The sequence below is a fragment of the Kitasatospora sp. MY 5-36 genome (genome assembly GCF_001182915.1).
Lineage (GTDB): Bacteria > Actinomycetota > Actinomycetes > Streptomycetales > Streptomycetaceae > Kitasatospora.
The window spans coordinates 1-16127 of sequence record NZ_LFVW01000115.1 but is presented as its reverse complement, the minus strand read 5'-3'; the positions used below and the strand labels follow the sequence as shown (position 1 = coordinate 16127).

Sequence of the window (16127 nt, the reverse complement as noted above, 5' to 3'; positions counted from 1 at the left end):
CACCCCCGACGACCACCGGAGCGAGTGAACCGTGCGTGTCCTGGCCTACGAGCTGCGCCGCCTGCGCGGCCTGCGTTCCACCTGGCTGCTGCTCGCCGCCGTGCTGCTCGGCGACGCCGTCGTGGCCGCCGTCCTGGCGGACCAGGCCCCGGACGGCCCGCTGGCCGCCCCGGCCGGGGTGCGGCTGCTGACCGCCGCCGTCCCGTTGGTCCCGCTGCCCTTCGCGGCGCTCGGTGCCGGGGTACTGGGCGCGCTCTCGTACGGGCACGAGGTGCGCCACCCGGGGCTGCCGGCCTCGCAGGTGTCGTACCCGCGCCGGGTGCGACTGCTGCTGGCCAAGCTGCTGGTGATCGGGCCGGTGGCGGCCCTGCTGGCGCTGACCACCCTGCTGCTCGACACGCTGGCCGTGCACCTCGCGCTGCCGGACGGCGTCACCGTGGCGGCCTGGGCGGACCCGGCCGCGCTGTCGGACCGGGTGTCCGCGGCGGTGACCGGCGCCGGGCTGTCCGGACTGTCCGACCTGCCGGGCGTGTTCTCCCCGCTCGGCCTGACGGCCGGTCACGGGGTGCCCGCCGCCCTGCTGGCCTTCGTCCTGCTCACCGTGGTGGCGGCCTGGACCGGGGTGCTGACGGCCTCGCTGACCCGCAGCGCCGCGGCCGGGGTGCTGTTGCTGTGCGCGCTGCCGCCGCTGCTGGAGTCCGGCGTCGCCCTGCTGCTGCGTCACACCGGCAGGCCGTGGCCGACCCGGGCGGCCGAGCTGCTGCCGTTCCAGTCCGGGATCGAGTGGGCCTACGGCTGGGTGTACGGCGGTGCGCACGAGGCGGTGGCCGGGAGCGCGGCGCTGACCGATCCGGCGCTGCTCGCCGCGGTCGCGGCCCCCGCGGGGCTCCTGCTGCTCGCCGCCCTGCTGGTCCAGGCCCGCCGCCGCGCCCTGTAGGCCCGTGGCTGCGCATCGCGCAGGGCCTCCCGCACGGCGCCGCACCCGTGGGCGGCCCTGTCCGGTCCTGCGGAAGCCCCCGGGGCGCGGTCCTGCCCGTGGCTACCAAGATCGACCAGCAGTGACCGTAATGCGCGGTTCTTCCTGATAAGAAGTCAATTATCCAGTCACGGTCGATCACCCTTTCGTGTGCTTTTCACGAGAATTCTCAAGCCACGCCTGCGGATCGCCGACAAAGGAGGCGTGAGTACCCTTGCGCACCCCACCATGACCCCCGCCCGTTCCGCCGATGGGCCCATCCACGGCCCCGGCGACCTGGACCGCTTCTCGTACGCCGACCGGCCGACCCCGCCGGCGCCCCGCTGGGAGGGCGCCGAGTCCGACATCGGCCGGGTCGGCCGCAAGACCACCAGCAGCCGCGGCCGCGGTCTGCACGGCCAGCTGGTCCAGCAGCTCGGCCAGATGATCGTCTCCGGCGATCTCGGTGCCGACCGCCCGCTGGTGCCCGAGGAGATCGGCCAGCGGTTCGAGGTCTCCCGGACCGTCGTCCGCGAGTCGCTGCGCGTGCTGGAGGCCAAGGGCCTGGTCAGCGCCCGGCCGAACGTCGGCACCCGGGTCCGTCCGGTCGGCGACTGGAACCTGCTGGACCCGGACATCATCGAGTGGCGCGCCTTCGGTCCGCAGCGGGACGAGCAGCGCCGGGAGCTGTTCGAGCTCCGCTGGGCGATCGAGCCGCTGGCCGCCCGGCTCGCCGCCGGCCACGGCCGGGAGGACGTCCAGCAGCGCCTGGTCGAGCTGGTCGAGATCATGGGCCACGCCGCCTCTCAGGCCGACCTCTCCACGTACACCCGGGCCGACGCCGAGCTGCACGGCCTGATCCTCCAGATGGCCGGCAACCGGATGCTGGAGCACCTGTCCGGGATCGTCGCCTGCGCGCTGCAGGTCTCGGGCGGCCCGGCGATCTCCTGCGAGCGGCCCTCCGAGTCCTCGGTCGGCCTGCACGCCCGGCTGGTGGACGCGCTGGGCGCCGGCGACGGCACCGCGGGCGAGGTCGCGATGCGGGCGCTGCTCACCGTCCATCCCGAGGTCGAGCCGTCCGTCCCCGCGCCCAGGGAGCACTGAACGGGCTGTTTCCACGAGCGGAGGCGCCGGCTGGCGGCGGTCCGCTCCGCCAGGGCCCTCCGGTCGCATCGTGCGGCGCAGCCGGGGGGCCTCCGCATGCCGTCACCCTCGGGTCGACCGGAGCCGGGAGAACGTGGGGAACGCCGGGGGCGGGAGAAGGACGGGGAAGCCGGGGGAAGCCGGAGCCGGGGAGAAGCCGGGCGAGCCGGCCGCGCCCGGGAGGGGTCGCCGGGCCCGGGAGAGCAGGCCGGCGAAAGGCGAGCCCATTTCGCGGCTTGTCCATGACAACAGTTCACCTCGCGAGTGCGCGATGATGGAAGCGGCCCCGGGTTGCGGGCGCCGGGTCGGTGTGACCCGCGACACGAAGGCCATGCGTAACACTTGACGAGTAGCAGCGATGTGTCCTGAGCGGAAGCAGCTCCGGAATACTCCAACATGTCAGAATGCTGTGTTGGTCCGCGGCGCTGCTGCCGTCCTGCAAACCCAGTCCTCAAGCCCGAGTCGGTCGGAATCGACACCGCGCGTCCGACGCGCGATCTCCTTCCCCGCCCGCTCGGGCGGCCGGTACGGGTTCGAGATCCACTCATCGTCCGAGAGGTTGTTCGTGTCGGCCAGCACATCCCGTTCGCTTCCCCCCGAGATCGCCGAGTCCGCGGCTCTGCTGGCGCTCATCGAGCGGGGCAAGGCCCAGGGGCAGATCGCCGGTGACGACGTGCGCCAGGCGTTCGAGGCAGACCAGATCCCGGTCACCAAGTGGAAGAACGTCATGCGCAGCCTCAACCAGGTGCTGATTGAGGAGGGGGTGGACCTCATGGTCAGCGCGGCCGAACCGGCCGGCGCCAAGCGCAAGAGCGTTGCTGCCAAGAGCCCCACCAAGCGCACCGCCACCAAGGCTGTCACCACCCGGACCCCGGCCGCCTCGTCGGCCCCGACCAAGCCGCCCGTGCGGATCGCCCCCGGCGCTCCCGTCGCGGCGCCGGCCGTCGCGGCCGCCACGGCCCCGGCTCCCACCGTCTCCGCCGAGATCACCGCCGAGGGGAGGACCGCGGTCGGCTCCGAGCTGAAGGCGGCTCCCGCGAAGAAGGCCGCGCCGGCCAAGAAGGCCGCGGCGAAGAAGACCGCCGCGCCGGCCAAGAAGACCGCCGCCAAGAAGACCGCCGCCGGCAAGACCGCCAAGGGCGACGAGGAGCTGCTCGGCGAGGAGGAGCTGCTCGAGGACGTCGCGCTGCCCGGCGACAAGACCGAGGCCGAGGGCACCGCTCCGGAGGAGGAGTCGGAGGGCTTCGTCCTCTCCGACGACGACGAGGACGACGCGCCGGCCCAGCAGGTCGCCGTCGCCGGCGCCACCGCCGACCCGGTCAAGGACTACCTGAAGCAGATCGGCAAGGTCCCGCTGCTCAACGCCGAGCAGGAGGTCGAGCTCGCCAAGCGCATCGAGGCCGGCCTGTTCGCCGAGGACAAGCTCTCGGCCGCCGACAAGCTCGCCCCGAAGCTCAAGCGCGAGCTGGAGATCATCGCCGAGGACGGCCGCCGGGCCAAGAACCACCTGCTGGAGGCCAACCTCCGCCTCGTGGTCTCGCTGGCCAAGCGCTACACCGGTCGCGGCATGCTCTTCCTGGACCTGATCCAGGAGGGCAACCTCGGTCTGATCCGTGCGGTCGAGAAGTTCGACTACACCAAGGGCTACAAGTTCTCGACCTACGCCACCTGGTGGATCCGCCAGGCGATCACCCGCGCCATGGCCGACCAGGCCCGCACCATCCGCATCCCGGTGCACATGGTCGAGGTCATCAACAAGCTGGCCCGCGTCCAGCGCCAGATGCTCCAGGACCTGGGCCGCGAGCCCACCCCGGAGGAGCTGGCCAAGGAACTCGACATGACCCCCGAGAAGGTCATCGAGGTCCAGAAGTACGGCCGTGAGCCGATCTCGCTGCACACCCCGCTGGGCGAGGACGGCGACAGCGAGTTCGGTGACCTGATCGAGGACTCCGAGGCGGTCGTCCCGGCCGACGCGGTCTCCTTCACCCTGCTCCAGGAGCAGCTGCACTCGGTGCTGGACACCCTGTCCGAGCGCGAGGCGGGCGTGGTCTCGATGCGCTTCGGCCTGACCGACGGCCAGCCGAAGACGCTGGACGAGATCGGCAAGGTGTACGGGGTCACCCGTGAGCGCATCCGCCAGATCGAGTCGAAGACCATGTCGAAGCTGCGCCACCCGTCGCGCTCCCAGGTGCTGCGCGACTACCTGGACTGATCGACGGCAGTCGTTCCACGCGAAGGCCCGGAGCCGTACGGCTCCGGGCCTTCGCGGCTGTCTAGGCCCGGGCGCGTCAGCGTACGGGTGGTGGTTGTCCCTCGTCCGGGTGGCGGCGCGGCGGGAAGCGGTCGCACCGTGTAGCCGGTCACCTACGCTGTGTCGGTTGCCCGCTTCCGAGCCTCCTGGAGTCACGGTGCCGACCGAGCCGGACCGCACAGACCTGCCGACGCCCGCCCCGTTCCCGGCGGACCCCGCCGACCCGGCCGCCGACCGGGCGGGCCGCCGCCGCAGGGCCGCCGTGCTGGCGCTGCTCGCCGCCGTTCCCGTTCCGCTGGTCGCCCTCGGCACCGCGGCGCCGGCCGAGGCGCAGCGCCGGGTGGTCGGCGGCAGCGCGGTGAGCACCGCGGACCACCCGTGGATCGTGGCACTGTCCAGCCGCCAGCAGTTCGGCAGCGGCCGTTCCGGTCAGTTCTGCGGGGGTGCGCTGGTCACCCCGACCAAGGTGGTGACGGCCGCGCACTGCTTCTACGACGAGGCCAGGGGCCGGGTGGACCGGCCGGGCCTGAAGGTGATCGTCGGCCGGGACGACATGCGCGGCACGTCCGGCCGGGAGGTGGCGGTGCGGTCGGTCTGGATCCACCCCGACTACTCCTTCGCCGCCAACATGAACGATGTCGCGGTGCTCACCCTCGCCGAGTCCCAGGGCGCCCTGCCGGTGGTCGAGCTGGTCGGCCAGGGCGAGACCGAACCGTACGCGGCCGGGACCACGACCCAGGTGTACGGCTGGGGTGACACCACGGGGCGGGGCGACTACTCGCCCGTGCTGCGCGGGGTGTCCGTGCCGGTCGTGCCGGACCAGGTCTGTGCGCAGGCCTATCCGGGCGGGCAGGACGGGAGGTTCGACGCCCGGGGCATGGTCTGCGCGGGCGAGGAGAGGGGCGGCAAGGACGCCTGCCAGGGCGACAGCGGCGGCCCGATGATCGTCGACGGCCGGCTGGTGGGCCTGGTCTCCTGGGGGACAGGCTGTGCCGAGGCGGCCCACCCGGGCGTCTACACCAGGGTGTCCTCGGTCGCGGACGCGGTGCGCTCGGTGCTGTGACCACCCGCGACCACCCGCGACCACCGGTGAACGCCCGCGAACGCCGGTGGCAGCCGCGCGCGAGGCGCCTCCGGTGCCGCGGTCGTCGCGGCGGGTGAGCGGCCGGTCACGTGCCGGCACCGGGTTCTGACGCCGCGTCGGACGCCGCCGGGGCCACGGCCCGGGGCAACGGCGGGGGTCAGGAGGGCGGCCCGAGGTACAGCAGAGCCGGGCGACCGGCCCCCGAAGGGGTCCGTCGCCCGGCTCACCGGTCGCGCGTGGTGCGCGGCCGGACACAGCTCGAGGCTGGCTGCTGTTGGTGGCGCCCTGTATCAGCGCTCGTCGTCGGTGGCCGTCACGGTGGTCGCGGTGGTGAGACGGCCGCTCTCGTCCTGTATCTCCACGGCGATCTTCTTGAGCTCGGGCTCGAACTTCCGGCCGTGGTGGGCGCAGAAGAGCAGCTCTCCGCCGCTGGCGAGTACGACGCGCAGGTAGGCCTGGGCGCCGCAGCGGTCGCAGCGGTCAGCCGCGGTGAGCGGGCTCGCAGGGGTCAGAACAGTAGTCACGTCGCCTCTTCTCTAGCTCGACGAGCTGTCGTACCAGGGTCAACATCCAACCAGGCCGAAAACGTTCCCGCTCGTGGCTTTTCTTCTCTGAGGATTCTGCTGTGTTGATGAGGACGTGCCCCGGGCGCCGGTGGTTCATGCGTGCCGGATTCCGGGATCCGCCCTTCGCTCGAACGCCCGATCGGGATCGGGTGCGAGGTCCGCGTAGCATAATCCTCTGCCGGGTTGGAGCATAAGCCCCGTCCCGGGCCCCGGTAGCCTGCATAACGGCAGTTCCGGAGCCTGCGCCGGGCCCCACGATCCGCCAGGACCGGTGGTACCGGGAGGAGATGGCGCCCCCGGGGCCCACACCCGGGTGCGGTGCTTGTTCGCGCAGCGCGTACAAGCTGCGCGGGGCCGGTCCGTCGTGCTGTGCACCCGGCGCACGGGTTCGGGCACGCAGGGCGACGGGTGTCGGTGCGGCGTGCTGCACTGGCGTTTGGTCCGGATGCGTCCGGATGTGACCGATGAGACAGATCTTCACCGAGGAGAGTGCCGCGTGAGTGCCGAAACGACCGTGCCGTCCGCGCTGCTGGCCGGCGACGACGGTTCCAACTACACCGCGCGGCACCTGCTCGTCCTGGAGGGCCTGGAGGCGGTCCGCAAGCGCCCCGGCATGTACATCGGCTCGACCGACAGCCGCGGTCTGATGCACTGCCTCTGGGAGATCATCGACAACTCCGTCGACGAGGCGCTCGGCGGCTACTGCGACCGCATCGACGTCGTGCTGCACCCCGACTCCTCGGTCGAGGTCCGGGACAACGGGCGCGGCATCCCGGTCGACGTCGAGCCCAAGACCGGGCTGTCCGGCGTCGAGGTCGTGATGACCAAGCTGCACGCCGGCGGCAAGTTCGGCGGCGGCTCCTACGCGGCCTCCGGCGGTCTGCACGGCGTCGGCGCCTCGGTCGTCAACGCGCTCTCCGCCCGCCTCGACGTCGAGGTCGACCGCAGCGGGCACACCCACGCGATCAGCTTCCGCCGCGGCACCCCCGGCATCTTCACCGAGACCAGCCCGGACGCGCCCTTCGAGGCCGGCAACGGCCTGACCAGGACCCGCAAGGTGCCGAAGACCCGCACCGGCACCCGGATCCGCTACTGGGCCGACCGGCAGATCTTCCTCAAGGACGCCAAGCTCTCCCTGGAGACGCTGCACAGCCGCGCCCGGCAGACCGCCTTCCTGGTCCCCGGCCTGACCATCGTGGTGCGTGACGAGCGGCTCACCGAGAGCGAGCAGATCGACGAGACGGTCTTCCGCTACGACGGCGGCATCGCCGAGTTCTGCGAGTTCCTGGCCCCCGACAAGCCGGTCTGCGACGTGCTGCGGCTGCGCGGCGAGGGCACCTTCAAGGAGACCGTGCCGGTCCTGGACGACCTCGGCCACATGACCCCCACCGAGGTCACCCGCCACCTCGGCGTGGACATCGCGCTGCGCTGGGGCGCCGGCTACGACACCACCCTGCGCTCCTTCGTCAACATCATCGCCACCCCCAAGGGCGGCACCCACATCACCGGCTTCGAGCGCTCGCTGGCCAAGACGGTCAACGAGGCGCTGCGCGCGAGCAAGCTGCTGCGCGTCGCCGAGGACGACATCACCAAGGACGACGCCACCGAGGGCCTCACCGCCGTCGTCACCGTCCGGCTCGCCGAGCCGCAGTTCGAGGGCCAGACCAAGGAGGTGCTCGGCACCTCGGCGGCCAACCGGATCGTCGCCGCCGTCGTCGCCAAGGAGCTCAAGGCCTTCCTCACCTCGGCCAAGAAGGACCAGAAGCTCCAGGCCCGGGCCGTGCTGGACAAGGTCGTCGCGGCCGCCCGCACCCGGGTCGCCGCCCGGCAGCACAAGGAGGCCCAGCGCCGCAAGACCGCGCTGGAGACCAGCTCGCTGCCCGCCAAGCTGGCCGACTGCCGCAGCGACGACGTCGACCGCAGCGAACTGTTCATCGTCGAGGGGGACTCCGCGCTCGGCACCGCCAAGCTCGCCCGCAACTCCGAGTTCCAGGCGCTGCTGCCGATCCGCGGCAAGATCCTCAACGTGCAGAAGGCGTCCGTGAGCGACATGCTCAAGAACGCCGAGTGCGCCGCGATCATCCAGGTGATAGGGGCCGGCTCCGGCCGCACCTTCGACATCGACCAGGCCCGCTACGGCCGGGTCATCTTCATGGCCGACGCCGACGTCGACGGCTCGCACATCCGCACCCTGCTGCTCACCCTGTTCCACCGCTACATGCGGCCGATGGTCGAGCAGGGCCGGGTCTTCGCCGCCGTGCCGCCGCTGCACCGGATCGAGCTCACCAGCCCCAAGCGCGGCCAGGAGAAGTACCACTACACCTACTCCGACGCCGAACTGCGCTCCACGCTGCTGGAGTTCCAGCGCAAGAACCAGCGCTGGAAGGAGCCGGTGCAGCGCTACAAGGGCCTCGGCGAGATGGACGCCGACCAGCTGGCCGAGACCACCATGGACCCGCGCCACCGCACGCTGCGCCGGATCAACCTGGGCGACCTGGAGCAGGCCGAGCGGATCTTCGACCTGCTGATGGGCAACGACGTCGCCCCGCGCAAGGAGTTCATCGTGGACTCGGCGGCCACCCTGGACCGCTCCCGCATCGACGCCTGATCCCGGCCGGACGCGAGGGCCCTCCACCCACGGGTGGAGGGCCCTCGCGCCGCCGGTTCCACCCGTGCTCCACCCCGGCTCCGATCAGCGGGAAGCGCCGGATCCGTAGCGTCGGAGAGGTCAGCAAGAAGCCTCTCCTCGGGACGGAGAATCCGATGAGTTCCATCGCCAACATCCTCGTGGTCATCGCGGTGGTGGTCCTGGTGGTCCAGCGCCAGATGCGCGTCCAGCGGCTGGACACCGAGCGCCGGTTCTGGCTGCTGCCGCTGGTCCTGGGCGCGCTCGCGCTGCGCGACCCGCAGCTCGTCGACCACCAGCACACCGCGGTCTCCGCCACGCTGCTGGTCGCCGGCCTCGTCGCCGTGCTCGCGATGGGCACGGTCTGGGGCTGGACCGTACGGATCTGGCGGGCCCCCGACGGCGGCGTCCTGGTCAAGGGCACCAAGGCCACCGTGGCCGCCTGGTGCGGGATGATCGCCATCCGGATCGGCCTGTACGCGGTCGGCTCGGCCCTGCACGTCCACCAGGCGGGCAGCACGCTGCTGCTGGGCATGGCGGTCCTGCTGCTGGTCCGCTCCGTCGTGGTGAACTGGAGGGCCCGCACGCTGGAGCCCGCGCGGACCGCCGCCGGACTGCGCTGACCCGCCGCCGTGAGCATCGAGGAGGCCCCCGTGGCCGGGTGGTACTGGACCCGCTGGCCATCCCGGGAAGGGATCGGCCGTGAGGACGAGAGCCGGCCGCGGCGGGTCCTCACCGTGTTCGGCCGGACCGTCCTGGTGGTCGTCGTCGGCTGGGGGACCTTCTCCGGGGGCCGGTACACCGGCTGGGCCGCGGCCGCCGCGGCGGCCGGGCTGGCCGCGGCCTTCGCTCTCAGCGCGGGGTACCTGCGGGTCACCCGGGAGCAGCGCCCGGCGGCCTCGTACCTGCTGGCCGCAGGCCTGGTCGGCGCGGGCTGGCTCGCCAACCAGGGGCTGGCCTACACGCTGGCCGACTTCCTCTGGATCGGGCTGGCCGTGACGGCCCTGATCCGGTTGCCGCCCGCGCCCGCGCTGTGCGCCGCGGCGGTCGCGCTGGGCTCGTACACGGCGGCCTCCCCGGCGAGCTGGCTCAGCATCGCCGCCACCATCGGAGGGTCCGTCCTGGTCGGCTTCCTGCTGCGGCTGGACATCGAGGCGCGCGGCACCGCCCGCCTGCTGCTCGCCCAGGAGCGGGCCGCCCGGGCCGCCGAGGCGGAGAGCGCGGCGCTCGCCGAACGGGCCAGGATCGCCCGGGAGATCCACGACGTGCTCGCCCACAGCCTCTCCGCGCAGCTCGTCCACCTGGAGGCGGCGCGGCTGATGCTGGACGCCGGGACGGACCGCGAGCAGGTCCGCGAACGGGTCGTCGCCGCCCGGCGGATGGCGCAGGACGGGCTGGCCGAGACCCGGCAGGCGCTGTCCGCGCTGCGCGGGGAGTTCACCCCGGTCGGGGAGTTCCTGGTGGAGCTGACCGGGCGGGAGCGGGCCGCCTTCACCGTCACCGGCACGCCCCGGCCGCTCGCCGCCGAGGCCGCCCTCGCGGTGCGGCGCACCGCGCAGGAGGCGGTGACCAACGTCCGCAAGCACGCGTCCGGCGCCCGCTGCGCCGTCGAACTGCGCTACCTGGACGGCGCGGTGGAGCTGGAGGTGCGCAACACCCGGCCGCCGCGCGGCCCGTCCGCGGCCGAGCCGGCGTCGGGGGAGCTGGCGGCCAGCGGCAGCGGGTACGGTCTGCTGGGGATGCGCGAACGCGCGGAACTGCTCGGCGGCACGCTGCTGGCGGGCCCGGAGGACGGAGGGTGGCGCGTGCTGCTGCGGGTGCCGGCATGACGGAACCGGCGATCAGGGTGCTGGTCGCCGACGACCAGACGGTGGTGCGCGAGGGCATCGTGATGCTGCTGGGGCTGCTGCCCGGTATCGAGGTGGTCGGTGCGGCGGGGGACGGGGAGGAGGCCGTCGCCCTGGTGGAGCGTCATCACCCGGACGTGGTGCTGATGGATCTGCGGATGCCGCGCTGCGACGGCGTCGAGGCGACGAGGCGGATCCGCACGGCGCACCCGGAGACCGAGGTGGTGGTGCTCACCACCTACGCCGACGACGAATCGCTGTTCCCGGCGCTCCAGGCCGGGGCGCGCGGCTACCTCACCAAGGACGCCGGCGGCGAGGAGATCGCCCGGGCCATCGCGGACGTCCGCTCGGGCGCCGCCGGGCTCTCCCCGCAGATCCAACTCCGGTTGCTGGAAAGGCTTTCGGAGCAGCCCGGCGGCTCCGGGCCGGCCGCCGGGCCGCCCGTCGGCCGCCCGGGGGAGCTGCCCGACGGGCTGACCGTCCGGGAGGCCGAGGTGCTGGCGCTGATCGCCCAGGGGCTGTCCAACGCGGAGATCGCCCAACGGCTGTTCGTCAGCCAGGCCACCGTGAAGACCCACATCAACAATCTGTTCGCCAAGACCGCGGTACGGGACCGGGCTCAGGCGGTCGCCTACGCCTTCCGACACGGAATCACCGGGACGCAGCAGTAGTCCGATGAGTGTCTGTCGGATGATCGATCACCTCATCGAGTGAACGTATCTGCGATGGTCAGAGGCGTTGTCCTAGGGCCGCCATCATGGTTCGGGTCAGAACATCCGGCCGTCCAGGAGCATCAGTGCCACAGCAGCAGACGAGCAGCCCCGGCCAGGGGCAGCGATTCGACTGGTGGGCCGCTCCGGCCGCCGGCACCCCCGTTGAGCCCGCCGAGCCATCGGCTGCGCACCGCCGGTCGGCGGTACCGGCGCAGTCGGGCCCCATCCGTACGGAGCACACCCGTCCGGACCGGTCGGCAGAGGCAGTCGGCGAGCCTGTGGCCGTCGGCGCACCGATCCACGGGCCCGCCGTCGAGCCGTTCGCCCAGAGCACCCCCGTCGACCAAGCGGCCCCGGCCGCACCGCACGCACCCCTCGGGTCCCTCGCGCCACGGGACGAGGAACCGGTCGCCGACCGGACCGAGGTCTACCGGGAGGTCCAGGCCAGCGCGGCCTTCCGGCAGATCCGCCGCAGCTACCGGACCTTCGTCTTCCCCATCACCGGCGGCTTCCTCGCCTGGTACCTGCTGTACGTCGCCGCCCAGGCCGGTGCCCCCGACCTGATGCGCCGCGCGGTGGCCGGCCCGCTCAACGTGGCCTGGCTGCTGGGACTTCTGCAGTTCGCCTCGACCTTCCTGCTCGCCTGGCTCTACGCCCGCAACGCCCGGACCAAGCGCGACCGCGCCGCCCTGGGCCTGCGCTGGGACACCCAGGACCAGCTGCGATGACGACTCTGATGGCCACCGTGCCCACCGACGCGGCCGTGGCCGCCGTGAGGACCGCCGCGCGGACCGTGGTGTCGACCGCCACCCCGCCCCCGGTCGCCCCCACCGGCGACCACCACTCGCTCGCCATCGCGCTGTTCGCCGTCGTCGTCCTGGTCACCCTGGGGGTCACCCTCTGGGTCGGCCGCCAGGGCAACGCCGCCGAGGACTTCTTCGCCGGCGGCCGCGACTTCACCCCGCTGCAGAACGGCTTCGCGCTCTCCGGCGACTACCTGTCCGCGGCCTCCTTCCTGGGCGTCGCCGGGCTGATCGCGCTCTACGGCTACGACGGCGTGCTCTACAGCATCGGCTTCCTGGTCGCCTGGCTGGTCGTGCTGATGCTGGTCGCCGAACTCGTCCGCAACGCCGGCCGGTACACCCTCGCCGACGTGCTCGCGCTGCGGCTGCGCCGCCGCAAGGTGCGCGCCGCGGCCGGCGGCGCCAGCGTCGTGGTCACCCTGCTCTACCTGGTGGCCCAGATGGTCGGCGCCGGTTCGCTGGTCGCCCTGCTGCTCGGCACCGGCAGCCCGCACGCCCGCACCTGGACCATCATCGCGGTCGGCGCCCTGATGATCGTCTACGTCACCATCGGCGGGATGCGGGCCACCACCTGGATCCAGATCATCAAGGCCTTCCTGCTGACCGGCGGTTCGGTGCTGCTGACGGTGCTGCTGGTGGTCCGCTTCCACGGGGACCTCGGCGAGCTGATGCGCCAGGCCGCCGACCACAGCGGTGCCGGGCACCGCTACCTGGAGCCCGGGCTCAAGTACGGCGGCAGCCTCACCAGCCGGCTGGACTTCGTCAGCCTCGGCCTCGCCCTGGTGCTCGGCACCGCGGGCCTGCCGCACATCCTGTCCCGCTTCTACACCGTGCCCACCGCGCGGGCCGCCCGCCGCTCCACGATGTGGGCGATCGGCCTGGTCGGCAGCTTCTACCTGATGGCCATCGTGCTCGGCCTCGGCGCCACCGCGCTGATCGGCTCGGCCGAGGTGCGGCACGCCAACTCGGCCGGGAACACCGCCGTTCCGCTGCTCGCCCTGGTGCTCGGCGGCGGCAACGGCAGCACCGGCGGGGTGGTGCTGTTCGCCCTGATCTCGGCGATCGCCTTCGCCACCATCCTCGCCGTGGTCGCCGGGCTCACCCTGGCCTCCTCGGCGGCCTTCGCCCACGACGTCTGGGCCGGCGCCTGGCGCGCCCGGCCCGCCCGCGAGCAGGCGAAGAACGGTCGCGGCCGCCGTCGTCGGGGCGAGACCGTCCCGGCCTCCCGGTCGGAGGAGTCGGTGTCCGGGATCAGCGAGCAGCAGGAGGTGGTGGTCGCCCGGTTCGCCGCCGCCGGGATCGGTGCGACGGCGATCGTGATCAGCCTCTTCGCCCAGCAGCTGAACGTCGCCTTCCTGGTCGGCCTGGCCTTCGCCGTCGCCGCTTCCTCGAACCTGCCGGTGCTGCTGTACAGCCTGTTCTGGTCGCGGTTCACCGCACGCGGCGCGGTCTGGGCGGTGTACGGCGGGCTGGTCCCGGCGATCGTGCTGGTGTTCTTCTCGCCGGTGGTGTCCGGCTCCCACGAGGCGCTCTTCCCCGGCCTCGACTTCCACTGGTTCCCGCTGGAGAACCCGGGCCTCGTCTCCATCCCGCTCGGCTTCCTCGCCGGGTGGCTCGGGACGGTCACCTCGTCCGAGCCCGCCGACCCGGACCGGTTCGCCGAGCTGGAGGTACGTGCTCTCACCGGTGCGGGCGCGGCCTGAGCCGTCGCGCCCGGGGAACCCCGGCGGGCCTGGGGCCGCCGGGGTTCCCCCCTGTCCGGGCCCGGTCCGGCGGTCATCGGCCCCGACCGGAGCGGCTACGCCCGGGCCGCCAGGCCGTAGCGGTGCTCCGGGCGGCCGGTGTCGCCGTACCGCAGGGTCAGCCGCAGTCGGCTGTCCCGTTCCAGCTGCTTGAGGTAGCGCTGCGCGGTGGAGCGGCTCAGCCCGGTGGCATCGGCGACCTCCTGGGCGGAGAGCGGCCGGCCGGCCCGGCGCAGGACGCCCATCACCAGGTCGGTGGTGGGCGCCGAGTGGCCCTTGGGGAGCGGCCCGGCCGGGGCGGCGGCGCTGCGCAGGGTCGCGAACAGCCGGTCCACCTCGTCCTGGCCGGCCTCCCGGGCCGGGGCGGCGAGCGCGTGCCGCAGCTGCGCGTACGCCACCAGCTTCTCCCGCAGCCCGGCGAAGGTGAACGGCTTGACCAGGTACTGGAGCGCGCCGTGCTGCATCGCGGCGTGCACCGTCGACACGTCCCGGGCGGCCGTCACCATCATCACGTCGCAGGCCACCTGGCGTTCCCGCAGCCGGCGCACCAGGGCCAGGCCGGTCTCGTCCGGCAGGTGGTGGTCGAGCAGCAGCAGGTCCACCGGTCGGCGCTCCAGTGCGGCCAGTGCCTCCCCGGCCGAGTGCGCGGTGCCGGTCACCCGGAAGCCGGGGACCTTGGCCACGTAGGCGGCGTGCACGTCCGCGACCCGGAAGTCGTCGTCCACCACGAGTACGTCGATCATCACGCCTCCACGAGCGGGGTGGTGAGCAGGGCCTCGGGCAGCTCGACGGTGAACCGGGCACCGCCGAGCGGCCCGGTGTCGAGCACGATCCGGCCGCCGGTCCGTTCGACCAGCCGCCGCACCATCGCCAGCCCCAGCCCGCGCGGACGGTGCGCGGGCGCGTCCTTGCTGCTCCACCCCTCTTCGAAGACCTGCTCGCGCAGCTCCTCCGGCACGCCCGGGCCGCTGTCCGCGACCTGCAGCAGCAGCGTCGGGCCGGCCGCCGCCAGGCTCACCTCCACCCGGCCCCCGCCGCCCGCGGCCAGCGCGTCCACCGCGTTGTCGATCAGGTTGCCGAGCACCGTCACCAGCGCCCGGGCGTCCACCACCGCGTCCGGCAGGTGCGCCGCCGGGGCCAGCGCCAGCCGCACCCCGCGCTCGCCCGCCACCGCGCTCTTGCCCGCCAGCAGCGCCGCCACGTGCGGGTCCTGCACCTGCTCGGCGATCCGCGCCGCGACCACCGCGTGCGAGCCGGACTGCTCCGAGATGAACGCCACCGCCTGCTCGTGACGGCCCAGTTCCAGCAGGCCCAGCAGGGTGTGCATCCGGTTGGCGTGTTCGTGGTCCTGGGCCCGCAGCGCCTCGGTCAGGCTGCGGGTGGTGTCCAGCTCGCGGACCAGCGACTCCAGCTCGGTGCGGTCCCGCAGGGTCACCACCGCGCCGCCCTCGGGCGTGGCCGTCCGGTTGACCACCAGCACCCGGTCGTCCCGTACGGCCGGCAGGTCGGCGCCGGCGATCCGCCCGGCGAGCACGTCCGCCAGCCGGCCCGGCGGCAGCACCGCGCCGATCGGGCGGCCGGCGCAGTCCTCGGGCAGGCCGAGCAGCCGGAACGCCTCGTCGTTGGCCAGCCGGATCCGGCCGTGCTCGTCCAGCGCCACCATGCCCTCGCGGATGCCGTGCAGCATCGCCTCCCGCTCCACCAGCAGCGCGGAGATGTCGGCCAGCGCGATGTTGTGGGTGCGGCGCTTGAGGCGGCGGGCCAGGAGGAGGGTGGCGAGCGTCCCGGCGGCGAGGCCGGCGGCCGCGCACAGCAGGATCCCGGTGAGCATCTTCAGCAGCCGGCGGCGGATCGAGTCGTCGCTGATGCCGACCGAGACCTCGCCGACGATCCGGCCGTCCGCCATCCGCAGCGGCACCTTGCCCCGGGCGGTGCGGCCCAGGGTGCCCTGCTGGATGGCGGTGACGCTGCGGCCGCTGAGGGCGGGCTCCGGGTCGGTGCTGACCCGCTGGCCGATCCGGCCCGGGTCGGTGTGCGAGAGCCGGATGCCGTCCAGGTCGGTGACCACCACGAAGCTGGCGCCGGTGGCCAGCCGGATCTGCTCGGCGTTGCGCTGCGCGGCCACCACGTCGCGGCCGGCGGCGGCCCGGGCGATGTTCTCGTCGGTGGCGGTGGCCTGGGCGATCGACAGCGCCCGCTGCATCGCGTCGTGGTCCAGCTCGCTGCTGACCGGGGCCAGGAACAGCCCGGCGGTCACGGCGGTGACACCGACGGTGACGACGGTCTGGCTCAGCAGCAGCTGGGCGAAGACCCGGCGGGGCCGGCGGGCGAGCTTCATCCGGGCCTCCTCTCGGCGGCTGCGGGGGAATCGGATGTCCGGGAGCGGGGATGGGGGCG

General features: G+C 73.3%; 13 protein-coding genes. 10 read left to right on the top strand and 3 right to left on the bottom strand.

Translation table 11 applies throughout. The features are described 5' to 3' along the window. Positions 1-31 precede the first annotated feature (31 nt). The 4 genes from AE652_RS09550 to AE652_RS09535 all read left to right on the top strand — a co-directional run bounded on the left by AE652_RS09550 (position 32) and on the right by AE652_RS09535 (position 5412). Positions 32-937, top strand: a complete 906-nt coding sequence (locus tag AE652_RS09550; RefSeq protein ID WP_049650791.1) for an ABC transporter permease — start codon at positions 32-34, stop codon at positions 935-937. A gap of 189 nt (positions 938-1126) precedes the next feature. Continuing rightward, entirely contained in the window at positions 1127-2059 is a 933-nt protein-coding gene (locus AE652_RS09545; protein WP_049650790.1) for a FadR/GntR family transcriptional regulator, read from the top strand. A gap of 598 nt (positions 2060-2657) precedes the next feature. After that, positions 2658-4310 carry an RNA polymerase sigma factor gene (locus AE652_RS09540; RefSeq protein ID WP_074005670.1) on the top strand — a complete coding sequence of 551 codons (1653 nt, stop codon included), beginning with the start codon at positions 2658-2660 and terminating at the stop codon, positions 4308-4310. Positions 4311-4611: 301 nt separating this feature from the next. Further along, positions 4612-5412: a trypsin-like serine protease gene (locus AE652_RS09535; RefSeq protein WP_049650795.1), complete on the top strand. Its 801-nt coding sequence runs from the start codon at positions 4612-4614 to the stop codon at positions 5410-5412. A gap of 311 nt (positions 5413-5723) precedes the next feature. Here AE652_RS09535 and AE652_RS09530 read toward each other — a convergent pair whose 3' ends face one another. Continuing rightward, the gene (locus AE652_RS09530; protein WP_049650788.1) at positions 5724-5957 is read right to left on the bottom strand and encodes a hypothetical protein; all 234 of its coding nucleotides are present in this window, start codon (positions 5955-5957) and stop codon (positions 5724-5726) included. A 538-nt stretch (positions 5958-6495) separates the two neighbouring features. Between AE652_RS09530 and AE652_RS09525 the strand changes: the two genes are divergently transcribed. The 6 genes from AE652_RS09525 to AE652_RS09500 all read left to right on the top strand — a co-directional run bounded on the left by AE652_RS09525 (position 6496) and on the right by AE652_RS09500 (position 13691). Further along, the gene (locus tag AE652_RS09525; protein ID WP_049650787.1) at positions 6496-8607 is read left to right on the top strand and encodes a type IIA DNA topoisomerase subunit B; all 2112 of its coding nucleotides are present in this window, start codon (positions 6496-6498) and stop codon (positions 8605-8607) included. Positions 8608-8762: 155 nt separating this feature from the next. Further along, entirely contained in the window at positions 8763-9248 is a 486-nt protein-coding gene (locus AE652_RS09520) for a CcdC protein domain-containing protein (protein WP_049650786.1), read from the top strand. Positions 9249-9278: 30 nt separating this feature from the next. Beyond that, the gene (locus tag AE652_RS09515; protein ID WP_049650794.1) at positions 9279-10454 is read left to right on the top strand and encodes a sensor histidine kinase; all 1176 of its coding nucleotides are present in this window, start codon (positions 9279-9281) and stop codon (positions 10452-10454) included. After that, positions 10451-11143 carry a response regulator transcription factor gene (locus AE652_RS09510; RefSeq protein ID WP_049650785.1) on the top strand — a complete coding sequence of 231 codons (693 nt, stop codon included), beginning with the start codon at positions 10451-10453 and terminating at the stop codon, positions 11141-11143. Before AE652_RS09515 ends, AE652_RS09510 begins: the two co-directional genes overlap by 4 nt. Positions 11144-11463: 320 nt before the next feature. Continuing rightward, a complete protein-coding gene (locus tag AE652_RS09505; RefSeq protein WP_181970691.1) occupies positions 11464-11913 on the top strand; it encodes a DUF485 domain-containing protein in 450 nt (149 codons plus the stop codon). Further along, positions 11910-13691 (top strand): cation acetate symporter, encoded by a 1782-nt coding sequence (locus AE652_RS09500; RefSeq protein ID WP_234348313.1) that lies wholly within the window; start codon positions 11910-11912, stop codon positions 13689-13691. The genes AE652_RS09505 and AE652_RS09500 overlap by 4 nt, the downstream gene beginning before the upstream one ends. A 95-nt stretch (positions 13692-13786) precedes the next feature. Here the strand turns inward: AE652_RS09500 and AE652_RS09495 are convergent, their stop codons facing one another. Together AE652_RS09495 and AE652_RS09490 are read right to left on the bottom strand one after the other, a co-directional pair. Further along, entirely contained in the window at positions 13787-14473 is a 687-nt protein-coding gene (locus AE652_RS09495; protein ID WP_049650784.1) for a response regulator, read from the bottom strand. Then, positions 14473-16068: a sensor histidine kinase gene (locus tag AE652_RS09490; protein WP_049650783.1), complete on the bottom strand. Its 1596-nt coding sequence runs from the start codon at positions 16066-16068 to the stop codon at positions 14473-14475. Before AE652_RS09490 ends, AE652_RS09495 begins: the two co-directional genes overlap by 1 nt. Positions 16069-16127 lie beyond the last annotated feature (59 nt).

Bases quoted from the DNA above. Each gene is read 5' to 3' on its own strand.
- AE652_RS09520 (WP_049650786.1), top strand. From the start codon at position 8,763: ATGAGTTCCATCGCCAACATCCTCGTGGTCATCGCGGTGGTGGTCCTG.
- AE652_RS09510 (WP_049650785.1), top strand. From the start codon at position 10,451: ATGACGGAACCGGCGATCAGGGTGCTGGTCGCCGACGACCAGACGGTG.
- AE652_RS09500 (WP_234348313.1), top strand. From the start codon at position 11,910: ATGACGACTCTGATGGCCACCGTGCCCACCGACGCGGCCGTGGCCGCC.
- AE652_RS09495 (WP_049650784.1), bottom strand. From the start codon at position 14,473: ATGATCGACGTACTCGTGGTGGACGACGACTTCCGGGTCGCGGACGTG.
- AE652_RS09490 (WP_049650783.1), bottom strand. From the start codon at position 16,068: ATGAAGCTCGCCCGCCGGCCCCGCCGGGTCTTCGCCCAGCTGCTGCTG.